The organism is Paenibacillus sp. SSG-1 (assembly GCF_002224835.1).
GTDB classification, from domain to species: Bacteria; Bacillota; Bacilli; order Paenibacillales; family Paenibacillaceae; genus Paenibacillus_AQ; species Paenibacillus_AQ favisporus.
On sequence record NZ_MBRK01000001.1, the window covers coordinates 5,825,787 to 5,838,712 of the forward strand.

Sequence of the window (12,926 nt, forward strand, 5' to 3'; positions counted from 1 at the left end):
ATTCATCAGGATGTCCCTTAAGCGGTTCTTTTCCTTCTGATGAAGAAAGGGGACAGGCGATTCAGCCGCCCCCTCCTTATGAAAACCGGTCCACCTTGATTATTTCGATTCCAGTTTTTTGAGCTCGTTATCGACGTTCTTCTTGACTTCGTCCAGCAGCTTTTTCGGCTCGCCCTTTCCGTTCAAGGCCAAATCCTGAACGCGGAAGGTTTCATCCCACAGCTTCTGGCCGACGGGCGTAACTGGGCGGTAATGCGCCACAGGCATTAAATCGACGAATACCTTCAGCTTGGGATTCTCGGTGATCTTAATTTCTTCGTTGACCTTCGGCATCGTCGTAATATCGTTGCCTGCATCCGCCCGCTTGGCCCAGAGCAGCGTGCCCTTATAGCCGCCGATAAACTTAAGGAGCTCCCATGCTTCCTGCGGATGCTTGGCTCCCTTCGGCATGACCCAGGAATGGCCGCCTGCCCATGTCGTTTGAGGATAACCTTCCGCGGAAGGCATCGGCGCGACGCCCCACTCGAAGGTAGGCTTCACCTTCGCATTGCTGGTCAAATCGTTCAGCACCCAGTTGCCGTCCACGACGAATCCGACTTTGCCGGTCCAGAACGAGTTGATGCCGGTTTTGCCCATAACATCGTTGAACTTGTTGATTTTGGACATATCGTATTTTTTGGCGTAGCTGACCATCCATTCAAGCGCTTTCACAATTTGCGGGTGGTTTGGCGTCAATTCCTCGCCATTGGTCCATTCTCCGCCGAAGTTCCAGCTTTGTGTGTATAAGTAGGTTTGGTTTGCCCATGGAATAAAGCCGACCTGCTCATAGCCGCTTCCGTTGCTTGTTTTCTTGAACATTTTCTCCGCCATCGCGTCCAATTCCGCAATCGTAACCGGCGGCTTCTCCGGGTCGAGACCCGCTTCCTTCATAAGCGTTTTATTATAATAAAGCGCCCGGTTATCTGTGGTGAACGGCATCGCATAGAGCTGGTCCTTGTAATTCGCTTCCGCCCAGACGCCCGGATAATAATCGTCGGCGCGTACTTCGTCTCCGGCATCGACGAACGGCTGTAGGCTCTCCAGCGATCCCTTCGCCGCCCATTGCCCTACCATGAAGCGGTCGAGCACCGCTACGTCCGGAGGCGTGCCGCCGGCAATCAGCGTCGTCAGCTTATCCGTGCCCCCTTGATCGATGATGTATTTCACCTTGATATTCGGGTGCTCTTTCTCAAATTCGCTGATGACAATTTTCGTGTAGTCCGTCTGGAATTTGCCTCCCCAACCCCAGAGTTCGAGCGTTACCTTTTCACCGCTGCCTTTACCCGTATCGGTATTTTTCTTGGCGGTATCGGTCTGTTGATTTGTACTGTCCGCTCCCTTTGTATCCTTGGCTCCATTCTCTCCGCTGGACCCGCCCGAGCCCCCGCAGCCTGTTAATACGAAACATACCGATAATGCGGTAACCAGATACTTGAGCATCGCTCTTCTCAAATGAGTGGCGCCCTTCTTTTTCCTCACTTACATGCCTCCTTTTTGCCAGGTTTTAATGGTATGATTAGTTCCTTTTTAGTGTAAACGCTTTTATGAGAGGGGATAATGAGACTGCTTTTGTATTTCGTGTACTATCTTTACTATCTTGGAAGGGGAGCCATCGGCTTCGCGTTTCAATCCGGGGCAAGAAAAAAAGAGTGCCTGTCATACATGACAGACACTCTTACGGCTGCTCATCGCGGCCTTGGGGATGCTCCATTTTGCGGTTTCCGTACCCCATAACCTTAGCCAATTCAGCATCGACGTTCTTCTTCATTTCATTCAAGAGCTCTCCCGGTTCCCCCTGTAGATTCATCGCCAGCGTTTGCACACGGAGCATTTCATCCCACATATATCCGCCCACAGGTGTGACGGGCCTGATGTAGGCATTCCCAAGCAGCTCTGTAAACACCTTCATCGGTTCCTTCTGATCCAAGCCGAGCTTGGCATTCACTTCCGGAATGCACATCAGATCATTCCTGCCGCCCTCGCGGCCGGCCCATAGGAGCGAGCCTTCCTTGCCCGCTACGTACTTCATAAACCTCCAAGCTTCCTCTTTATTTTTCGCCCCTTTGGGCATGACGAACGACCACCCCCCTGACCATGTGACCGGCCGGCTGCCATCAATTGTAGGCATCGGCGCCACACCCCACTCGAAATCCAAATCTTCCATCTCATTAAGAAGCCAGTTGCCTTCATAGACAAATCCGACTTTGCCGGACAAAAAGGAGTTTCTTCCGGTTTGTCTCATCATCTCCGAAAATTTCAACAGCTTCTTTACATCGTACTTCTCGGCGTAGCCCTGCACCCACTCCAGCGCTTTAACGTTCCGCGGATCGTTCGGCGTCAGCTTCCCGCCTCGTTCCCATTCGCCGCCAAAGTTCCATCCATGCGTATACAAAAAGCCCTGACCCATCCACGGGACGAATCCGACTTGCTCATATGCGCCGTCCCCGTTCGTTTTGAACATCCTCTCTGCCATGGCATCCAGACCGGCAATGGTTCTCGGGGGATTGTCGGGATTAAAACCCGCCTGCTTCATCATCGTTTTGTTATAATACATGGCTCGGCTGTCCATATTCCAAGGGAGGGCGTACGTTTTGCCGTCGTATTGGGATTCCGCCCACACGCTTTTGTAATAAATACTCGCCATATCTTCACGATTCGCATAAGCCGAAATGTCTTCAATGGAGCCCATCGCCGCCCATTCGCCTACAATAAACCGGTCGATCATCGCGACATCCGGCGCCTTCCCTCCGGCAATCGCCGTCAACAGCTTATCCGAGCCTTGTGAATTGTCCGAGTTCTCAATGAAGGTCATTTCAACCTTGATATCCGGGTTTGCCTCTTCGAACGGCTTCACGACCGTATCGTAGAATTCGTCCTGAAATCCGCCGACCCACGAATACCAGAAGCTTATCGTTACAGGGCCGTTATGCTTAATCGAGCTGCTCGCAGCATTTTTGCCTAATAATTCCGAATTAACGTTGAATGTCGCTCCCTTGCTGACATAAGCGTTCCATACCATGATTACGGTGGCCAGGAGTACAAGTATGAAAAGAACAGGCATCTTTCGACGAGTCAAGAACACTTTCATCGTTACCTCCACTTTTAACTTTCTCTTGTAATCATCTACGCACGCTGTCATACGAAACTCGCTTCAACTGACTTGCTGGGCAGGGCTTCGTTTCGTGAGCGGGATCGTCATGGTTACTTTCGTTCCTTCCCCCAGGCTGCTCTCCATCTCGATCCCGTACTGGGCGCCATATGCGATTTTTATTTGTGAATTAATATTTCTCAGCGCGAAGCTGCTTTCCTCCGCAGGCTGTTCTCCGCCCAGAATGTGCTTCAATTCAGCCAGCTTATCCGGCGCAATTCCGGCACCGTCGTCCGTAACGACGAATTTCAGGCAGCTGCCTTCCCGGGTAAAGGCGATATCCAGCCGGCCCTTGCCTGATTTTCGCTCCAGCCCGTGATAAATCGCATTCTCTACGATCGGCTGAAAAATAAATTTGAGCACTCTATAATCCATCAGCGATTCGTCCGCTTGCACATAGAGCGTAAACTTGTCCTTATACCGGACTTTCTGGATCATGATATAGCTCTCGATCAAATGGACGACCTGGCTGACCGGCACTTCATCCCTTCCCTCGCTCAGACTGATCCGCAAATACTTCGACAGTCCGAAGATCATCGTGCTAATGTCGTCAACTTTATGTATGCGGGCAATCCAGTGGACGGAATCGAGCGTGTTGTACAGAAAATGAGCGTTAATTTGAGATCCCAGCATTTTCAGCTGAAGATCCCGTTCCAGCAGCTTCTGCACATACAGTTCGTTGATTAATTCTTTGATATGGGCCACCATCTGGTTAAAATGGGTAAACAAATAGCCGAATTCGTCCTCTCTTTTATCGACAATCCGGATGTTGAAATCGCCGTCCCTGGCTCGGCGCATCGCATGCGTCATCTTCTGAAGCGGCCGGTGAACGGCAGAAGCGATAATGATCGCGAGCAGGATACCGATGCAGGAAAAAACAATGCCCAGCGACAGCATATACCAGCGAATATCCATCGCTTCCTTCATCAAATCATTGCTGCGCAGCATGCCGACAAGCCTCCAATGGTTCGTCTCCAATTGGCTGTAGACGACCAGCATCTCTTGCCCGTCTATGGAGTAGCTTAGCGTTCCCTGACGCTCTTCCTTGAACGGAATGTCCAGTTTGCTGGACAATAGGATTCCACCCTTATCCCCTTTGATCTGGCCGGTATCGTCAATCATGACGTTGATTCCCGACCCGTCATAATCGATTTCCGCCAAAATTTCCCGGACCTCCGCCGGATCGACTTCGTACAGCACGACGCCGATAATTTCTCCGCGGCCTTTCATATTTTTCTGGGCACGTCCAAAGGTAAAAACAGGCTCGGAGCTCGGACCTTTTATTAATGAAGGCATGATGCCGAAATAGACGAGCCTGCCGTCAGCCTGACGGATTTGTTGATACCAGGCCTCCGTGAAATATTCATAGGGGTAAGAATTGTAGACCGGAAAGGATTCTTTGGGTGAATAGCGGTAGGAGTAGCCCCTCTCGCTGAGCAGATAAATATTATTCATATCATTCCTGGAGTTTACCAGGTTCGATAGAAAGGCGGTATTCGCGTTATTCGTCTGAATCCTTTCCTTCTCGTCCATAAAATCTCCCATGAGCTGCTTCTGAATATCCTTATTGCCGACGACAAGAAGGGAACGGTCCTCGTATCCCTCCAGAAGGATATCGACCCGCTTGCTCATCTGCTGAACATTCTGAAGCGCCATGCCTCCGATTTTGTTCTCCATCATCTGAGCGGATTTATCATAGGATAGATATCCCATAACGGTAATAATGACGATCATGCTGGCTACGTAGAATCCGAACACCTTCATTCCGACCGAATTGAACTTGATTCTATCGATGAACTGCAGTCTCATGAGGTCCCTCTCTTCTTATGCCCCGTAATTACGGTATTGAGCGGGCGTCATGCCTTCCCATTCCTTAAAGGTTTTGACGAAATGCCGAAAATCCCGATATCCGACCCGGTCTGCGACTTCATATACCTTTAGAGGGGTCTGTTCAAGCAATTCTTTCGCCTTCGCGATTCGGATTCGAATGAGATAGCGGCTGAGCGTTTCGCCAACCTCTTCGTGAAACACTCTGCTGAAGTAAGAGGGATTCATGTAAATCTTTTCGGCCACGTTATGAAGGCTGATGCCAAGGTGGTAGTTATCATGGATATAACGCAGCGCCGTTTCTATCGTTCGCTTATGCGCAATTGAGGGTGCATGAGTATCCTTTATGAGGAAGGTGTCCATGATCATGGCCTTCCAATCGCCAATGGAACACCTGTAGAGCTGAAGCTTGTGTTGATGCGTAATGGTGGAAGCCTTGGAATGATCCTTTGCCTGGAGCAGCTCCTGCCACTTGGACAAAAGGATGCTGATGTGCATATTCATTTCATACCGCACGGCAATGGCCGGCGTCTGCTTGATGAGCTCTTGAAGCAGCCCGGTTTGTACATCGAGCAGTTCGGACAATCTGCCCGCATCCTTCAGCTTCATGGCATGCAGAATCCGATTCGACAATGCCGAGTCAAGGGAGTCCGCTTTGTGATCCGTGAGCAAAACGTCCGCCGCCAATTGCCCCATGCATGCAGCCATGCGGTAGTCCAGCTGCTCAGCCGGGCGGGGCTTGGATCCATGACCTGTTGAACTGCCGTCCATCGGGGCAGTGTGGACCTGCCCGGGTCCGTGAACCAAATAGTTCATGCTTATAGTAAGCGCTTCCCTAAAAGAGGATGCAAGCTGCGTCCGCTCTCTTAAGCCGCTGATCCCTATGCTGATTCGAACGCCTAACACTTGAAGCGCATCTTCAATAACGCCATCCATATAGCGGTACAAGTCCTCGACGCCGAAAGAGGTATCGGGCTCACTTAGCGAAGCAATTAGCGCAATGTCCGCAAAATCATTCCCTTGTAAAGGACAAGCCAAGCACCGGATGCCCTTTTGGGACAGGATTTCTTCCACCAAATTTCCGAGCGCGTACCTCATGAGCGAGCATCCGCTTTCGTCCATCTCCCGGTCTCCCCACTCGTGGACGACCATCGCCATAACGATCAGCCGTTTCGGATCGAGGTTGATATGAAGGGCTTCCCATGCGGATTGCATCTCTCGCTCTGTCAAAGATCGGGTTAAACACATCTCCAGGTGCTTCTGTCTGGCGAGCGGCAAGCTTTCCCGAATGCGGCCCGACAATTCCTGCAGGCGGGAGTTCAGCTCCTGCTTCTGTCTGATTTCGCTGATGCAGCGTTCAATAATTTCAAGCAAAATCGGTTCTTCAACCGGTTTGAGAATATAGTCAAACGCTCCTAGCTTGACCGCCTTCTGCGCATACGCAAAATCGCTGAAGCCGCTAATAAAAATAACCTTTGTATCGATTCCGCGCTTTTTAATTTCTTCCATTAAATCCATACCATCCATTGTGGGCATCTTGATATCCGAAATGATAATTTCCGGAACATGGGCTTCGATTAATTCCAACGCCTTGCAACCATCCTCGGCGTCACCGATAAATTGGATTCCGTGTGAGCTCCAATCAATGGTCCTTTTCAAGCCTTCCCGAATCCAGTGCTCGTCATCGACTACCATGAGTTTTATCACTGTGTATGCCCTCCTTTTCGATCAGCCCAACACAAACCAGGCTGTGTTACACCAATATTACAGAAGCAGCAAAAGTAATATAATGTTTTTATCTTTGGATTAAGTGTAATATTTTTACTTCGCTCTGTCTCCTCACATATGCAACAAGCTCTTGGCCCCTGCCAAGGCGATGAAACAAAAATTCCCCCTACGGAAGTAGGAGGAAAGTAATATCGAGGTGCAGGAAAGCCTTCGTCCAACTCCGCACTTTATTAGATAGCTGAGATTATCTCTCTTAGCGCATCACGCGGATGCCGCAGTAATCCATCAGCAGTTCGCAGAACATCATGTTTGCCCACGAGAACCAAGGTCTCGTATACTCCGCCGGATCGTCGGCCTTAAAGCTTTCGTGCATCAGCCCGGTTCCCGCGTCCGTTCGGCTCATCACCTGCAGCAGGCGCAGCTTCTCCTCACGGCTGTCCGCAGTCAGCCCTTGCATCGCCAGGGCGATATGCCAAATGTAGCCCTGCGGTGTATGCGGGCTGCCGATCCCCTCGGCGGCAGTTCCTTCAAAATAATAAGGATTGTTCCGGCTCAAAATAAACCGCCGTGTATTCTGGTATACCTCATCCGACGCGTCCCGGTAACCGAGATACGGAATCGACAGCAGGCTCGGCACGTTGGCGTCGTCCATCAGATTGTGATGGCCCAGGCCATCGGTTTCATAGGCGTAAATCGGCCCGAACTCCGGATGCTGCACGATGCCGTGCTCCCGGATGCCCTGCTCGATCTCCTGGGCAAGCTTGGCGGCCCTGCCCTGCAGTTCTTCATCCTGCAGCACCTCTCCGGCAACTTCCTGTAAATAGCCGAGCACCACAACGGCGAACATATTGGAAGGAACCAGATAGCCGTATTCGCACGCATCGTCGCTCGGCCGGAATCCGGACCAGGTCATGCCGGTATAAGCCGTCTCCGCGCCTTTGCCGTCCCGCACCAGCGTATCGCTCGGCACGCAGTCCTTCCGCTGGAACCGGTAAGGCGACCGCTCTTCATGGCGCTGCTCCACCGTCCACAAATCCAATATGGCCTCCGCAGCTTGACGGAAGCTGCCTTGGAATTGCGAGGTTCTGCCCGTGTTCTTCCAGAGCAGGTAGCTGAGCTGAAGCGGATAGCAGAGCGAATCGATTTCGTATTTGCGTTCCCATATCCAGGGGGTCATTTCTGTCTCGTCCGCCTGGTGGCCGCGCCCGTTGGCTTCCTCGTTGAAGGCGTTTGCATAAGGGTCCAGCAAAATCGAATCCAGCTGCCGCCGCACCAAGCCTTCGATCATGTCCGCAGCTTCCGGATCCTCCTTCGCCAGCACCAGAAACGGCCGCACCTGCGCGGCCGAGTCGCGCAGCCACATCGCCGGAATATCGCCGGTGATGACGAAAGTCGTTCCGTCTTCCATCCGTTTCAGCGTCGTCCCCCAAGTATTCCGTATCGCATTTTGAAAAATGTCCAGCAAACGCGTCTCTCCGGCCAGCTGTTCGGACATTCTCCCGGCCAACCGTTCCAAAGTAACAGGCTCCGTACCCAGTGATTTCATGCGCTCTCCTCCTTGGTTATGGCATCATAAGCGTCGAAAGTTAATGAATATATCAGCTATGCTACCGTATGAATACACAAAAATTATATTTGTTGGTAAGTTAACATGTCAATATACTTTTTATAACATTCTATCGTTAAATATTATATTATTTAAAAGAAAAACGGCATTCCCACAGAGGCCTGCCGCTTTGGTTCCAGCTCTATTTGTGTTTCATGGCAAGCCCGCCGTTCCGGACAGGTCCCGCCGACAAGCCTTCGACGAGCTCGGCATCCAGCAGGATTTTACCGGGAACGCTCTCGCCGTTTCGCAATTTAAGCACATTTTCAAAGGCGAGCCTCCCCATCTCATTCTGCTTCTGCCGCATATGGGTGAACAAGGAGCCGGCAGCGTCATCCGGACTGTCAAAGCATACAATCGACAGATCTTCCGGTACACGGATCCCCGACTCCAGCGCCGCCTCATAAGCAAGCCTGGCGATGTTGTATTCCATGGCGAACAGAGCGGTAATCTCCGGATGGGCCGCGAGATGGCGCTTGATATGTTCCTTCTCCTTCTTCTTGTTCTCCGGTACAAAGGCAGCCGGCAGCGTCGCCGTAATGTTCTCCATCCACAGGCTCCGGTCGGCGGCAATGCCGCTTTCCGCATGGGCTTGGATAAATCCTTCGATCCGCTCCTCGATGGCGGTCGTATCCCGGGGCGGGGTGGTCATAAGGCCGATATGGGTATGCCCAAGTCCGAACAGATAATGGATCAACTGCTTGGACGCCGATACGTTGTCCGTGCTGATGGAGCTGGCGGAGACGCCTTTCAGGTGCCGGTCCAGCAGCACGAACGGATACTCGCTGATGACCAGTTTCAAAATTTCGGCATTGAAGTATTCGCCCTGCGCCGGGAAAATAATGAGCCCGTCCACCCCGATCTCCAGAAGGCCCTGAATCGCTTCCTGCTCTCTGGCGGTCTCTCCTAATGACCTGCGGAGAATCAAATAGCTGTCATGCTCGCGGGATGCTTCCTCCATGCCGAAGACGAGGCCCGTTCCATAGCTGTCCCCAAAGTCGGTCATGACCAGTCCGATCAGCAGCTTGCCGCTCTCCCGGCGCCGCTTGGACGCTGCCCCCGCGCGGGACGGCGGTGTTCCTCCCCCGCTTTCATAATCCTCGGCCACAAAGGAGCCTCTCCCCGGCTGGCGGACAATGTATCCCTCCTGCGTAAGCATCTCCAGCGCCTTCTTGCTGGTGATCCGGCTGACGCTGTAGGCTTCGCCCAGCTCCTTTTCCGATGGGATCCGCTCCCCCGGCATATATTTTCCGGCTACGATCTGATCGCGCAGTTCTTCAAAAATTTGTTCGTACATCGGCTTCGACGACGATTCATGCGACACGTTGCAACCTCCTCTGTCTCTGGGTCCACAAGTTCAGCTCAGCTGAACCATTCTACAATCTCTAAATAATATATCATGTTATATTCGCTTTGTGAATAGCCGCCGGACTGGAACCCCCGTTGAACGGCATCTTCACCCTGCCCCAGCAAAAAAAAGAGCGCCCCTAGCGGGGACGCCCTTATGTTGCTTTACCCTTATTTTCAGCAATCCAAACCTTCTATACTTCCTTCATCCGGAAGTAGATCCACCCGATCAGGAAAAAGACTACAAAGCTGCCGACGACCGTAATCATCAGACTTTCAAACGGCAGGTTCAGCGCCCCGAATCCGCCTCCCTCCATCGTGCCTGCCGGCAGGGTTGCCAGAAACGGCTGCGCCCAGGGATAGTAAGGACCATAGGTGGCCGAGTTCACCACCAGCATATTCGGGATGGTGAACATCACGTTCAGTGCCAGCGGAGCCGCGAAGCTGCTCCACATAAGCGAGGCGGCCAGCTGCAGCGCCGCGAGCGGCAGGCAGGCGACCCAGCCGCCCAGCAGGCTGCGGCCGATCTCCGTCCACGGAATCGGACCGGGCAGGCCCTTCACGGCGCCGACCAGCAGCAGTGCGCCGAGAAAAAGCACCTGCATGATCAGCAGCAGAGCGATAATGACCGTATATTTTGCCAGGAACACCCCGGACCGGGTCACCGGCAGGACCAGCAGCTGCTTCCACCCGCCCCCTTGATGCTCGTAGCGGCAGATGAAGGCGGCGAAGATTCCCGACATGATCGGCATGAACAGCAGCGCATGCAGCATGCTCAAGGCGCCGAGCAGCACCAGCCATGGCTGCTGCCGGCTGTCGACGTCCGACAGCAGCCCGACCAGGACGGAGACGAGCGGACTGACCAGGATAAGCAGCACGATCAGAGAACGGGACATCTTCAGCCGTTCGGCGGATAACACCCGAAAGTAACTCAGCATCTCTAGTCCACATCCTTTCCGCGGAATTGCCCCATGCCAACCAAATAAATGATAAATGCCAAAATGATGCCTCCGCCTACCGGCAGGGCCGGGGACGCCTTTCCATAGAACGACAGCAGGGGCCAGGCCAGCGGGAACCATTCCGGGTAATTTCCCGCGAACAGCGAAGCGATGGCGGCAGTAATGCCGAGCGTGATCGGCAGCGCCTGATTTTTAAACGTCAGGGACAGCCACAGCTCCAGGGCAAACAGCGGCAGCGCCGCCAGAAAAGGCACAAAGCTGAGCTTCAGAATCGTCAAATACGGGATATGGTCCGGACTGAATTTGAGGGCCAGTCCCAGGACGACGGTTCCGCAGGACAAAATCAGGCAGGATGCCGCCAGGGCAATGATCCCCAGCAGATATTTGGCCGTAAACACCGCGCCCCGCGAAATCGGCAGTGCCAGCAGCTGCTTCCATGAGTTGCTGCCATGCTCAACGTTGGCAATTTGCGAAGCGATCAGCGTCGTGCCCAGGAACAGGGCGATCGGCACGAACGAGAAGATCTCCCCGATCAGCCCGGCCCACGGATCATCCTGATAGCGCTGCAGCAGGTAGTCGTACCGGAGGCCGAAATTCAGCCCCTGCATCGCCAGCAGTCCGACCGAGCCCAGAATAACGAGGAGCCAGATCCCTTTGCGGCGCATTTTCAGAAAGTCGGCCGACAGCGCGCGCGCCACCATCATGAGAATCCCCCCTGCTCGATCACCTGCATGAAAATATCCTCCAGCGAGCGTCGCTTCTCCTCCACACGGTAAATCGCATGGTTGTTGTCTACGAGGCGCTTGACGAGCAGCGCCACTTCCGGATCGCTCAGCTGGTCCAGCTTGATCGCCCCGTCTTCCATCCGGCCGGTATAGCCTTGGCCGATCAGGTGAACCAGCGCCTCCTGCGGCTCCGATACGACCAGGCGGAATCCGCCTGAGGCCTGCTGCTTCAGATTGTCGATCGTATCCTGGAACACCATTTCCCCTTCGCGGATAATGCCGACGGTCCCGGCCATTTGCTCGACCTCGGAAAGAAGGTGGCTCGAGACGAGCACGGTAATCCCGTGCTGCTTCGGCATGCTGCGGATCAGCTCGCGTATTTCGTGGATCCCGGCCGGATCCAGTCCGTTGGTCGGCTCGTCCAGGATCAGCAGCTCCGGACTTCCGAGCAGAGCGGCGGCAATGCCCAGCCGCTGCTTCATCCCGAGCGAATACCCTTTGACGGGGCGCTTCGCGTCCTTCGTGAGAGACACGATGTCCAGCACTTCGTGGATGCGCGCCTTCGGCACATCGAGGATGCGGCGGATCGCCTCCAGATTTTGCACGGCCGTCAGATGGCCGTAGTTCGAAGGATATTCGACCAGCGACCCGACCTTGCGCAGAATATTCATTTTATCCTTCCTCAGATCCTTGCCGAAAATCTGGATCGAGCCCACGGTCGGGCGAATCAGGCCGAGCAGCATCCGGATCGTCGTCGTCTTCCCGGCCCCGTTCGGTCCGAGAAAGCCGTAAATTTCCCCCTTGGCGATTTCCAAATCCAAATTGCGTACGGCATAGCGGCCGCGGTATTTTTTGTTCAAATTTCTCGTCTGTATCACGAGTTCACTCACGATCATCACCTCGATACCCATCTTACCGGGCCAAGGTTAAAAGACAGGCTGCTCCAAGTTTAAATTTCGTTTAAAACTCCATTGCCAAAATCCGCGCCAGCCTCTACCATAAATGAGAGAAACCTGTCATCTCTTGACGATTGGAGGCGTAACATTGACGGATTGCACGGTTAGGCAGATTGAAGCAGCGGATTACCGCGATATTTACGTATTGAATCAGGATTTCAACCCGGATCTGCGGTTGTTTACCGAGGACCGGGTGAAGAAGAGGATTGAAGCCATCACGGCTCAGACGAAGGATGTCATTTTTGTGTGCGAGCAAAATGAAGAAGTCGTCGGATACATTCACGGCAGTCCTTATGAGCTGCTCTTTTCCGACTCGCTGATCAACGTTCTGGGGTTTGTCGTAAAAAAATCACACCGGAATCAAGGGGTCGGCAGTATGCTGATCAGCCATCTGGAACAGTGGGGGAGAAGACACGGGTTCTCCGGAGTCAAGCTGCTGTCGCATCCGAGCCGCGTCCAGGCCCACCGGTTCTACGAACGACGTGGATACGTGTTCACCAAGGATCAGAAAAACTTCATCAAATCCTTTAACAGCTGAAATATTCATCACGTGAAAGTATACAGAAAACCGCTCTGATTAAACTACACCCC

The 12,926-nt window shown here is 53.1% G+C and carries 10 protein-coding genes; 1 reads left to right on the forward strand and 9 read right to left on the reverse strand.

Features of this window, described 5'->3' with window-relative positions:
• Positions 1-99 precede the first annotated feature (99 nt).
• The 9 genes from BCV73_RS26720 to BCV73_RS26760 form a co-directional block, all read right to left on the reverse strand.
• Positions 100-1,518 (reverse strand): ABC transporter substrate-binding protein, encoded by a 1,419-nt coding sequence (locus BCV73_RS26720; RefSeq protein WP_089549179.1) that lies wholly within the window; start codon positions 1,516-1,518, stop codon positions 100-102.
• Positions 1,519-1,714: 196 nt separating this feature from the next.
• Complete coding sequence (locus tag BCV73_RS26725) at positions 1,715-3,100, reverse strand: ABC transporter substrate-binding protein (protein WP_218828198.1); 1,386 nt, start codon at positions 3,098-3,100, stop codon at positions 1,715-1,717.
• Between the two features lie 90 nt (positions 3,101-3,190).
• Positions 3,191-4,996, reverse strand: a complete 1,806-nt coding sequence (locus BCV73_RS26730) for a cache domain-containing sensor histidine kinase (protein WP_089549181.1) — start codon at positions 4,994-4,996, stop codon at positions 3,191-3,193.
• A gap of 15 nt (positions 4,997-5,011) precedes the next feature.
• The gene (locus BCV73_RS26735) at positions 5,012-6,721 is read right to left on the reverse strand and encodes a response regulator transcription factor (protein WP_089549182.1); all 1,710 of its coding nucleotides are present in this window, start codon (positions 6,719-6,721) and stop codon (positions 5,012-5,014) included.
• Positions 6,722-6,995: 274 nt separating this feature from the next.
• Positions 6,996-8,288 carry a glycoside hydrolase family 125 protein gene (locus BCV73_RS26740; protein WP_089549183.1) on the reverse strand — a complete coding sequence of 431 codons (1,293 nt, stop codon included), beginning with the start codon at positions 8,286-8,288 and terminating at the stop codon, positions 6,996-6,998.
• A gap of 202 nt (positions 8,289-8,490) precedes the next feature.
• Positions 8,491-9,672: a GntR family transcriptional regulator gene (locus BCV73_RS26745; protein WP_244169325.1), complete on the reverse strand. Its 1,182-nt coding sequence runs from the start codon at positions 9,670-9,672 to the stop codon at positions 8,491-8,493.
• Positions 9,673-9,889: 217 nt separating this feature from the next.
• Positions 9,890-10,633: an ABC transporter permease gene (locus tag BCV73_RS26750; protein WP_089549184.1), complete on the reverse strand. Its 744-nt coding sequence runs from the start codon at positions 10,631-10,633 to the stop codon at positions 9,890-9,892.
• Positions 10,634-10,635: 2 nt separating this feature from the next.
• Positions 10,636-11,355: an ABC transporter permease gene (locus tag BCV73_RS26755; protein ID WP_089550417.1), complete on the reverse strand. Its 720-nt coding sequence runs from the start codon at positions 11,353-11,355 to the stop codon at positions 10,636-10,638.
• Complete coding sequence (locus BCV73_RS26760) at positions 11,355-12,290, reverse strand: ABC transporter ATP-binding protein (RefSeq protein WP_397345054.1); 936 nt, start codon at positions 12,288-12,290, stop codon at positions 11,355-11,357. The genes BCV73_RS26755 and BCV73_RS26760 overlap by 1 nt, the downstream gene beginning before the upstream one ends.
• Positions 12,291-12,423: 133 nt before the next feature.
• Between BCV73_RS26760 and BCV73_RS26765 the strand changes: the two genes are divergently transcribed.
• Positions 12,424-12,873, forward strand: coding sequence for a GNAT family N-acetyltransferase (locus BCV73_RS26765; RefSeq protein WP_179232077.1), 450 nt, complete (start codon positions 12,424-12,426; stop codon positions 12,871-12,873).
• Positions 12,874-12,926 lie beyond the last annotated feature (53 nt).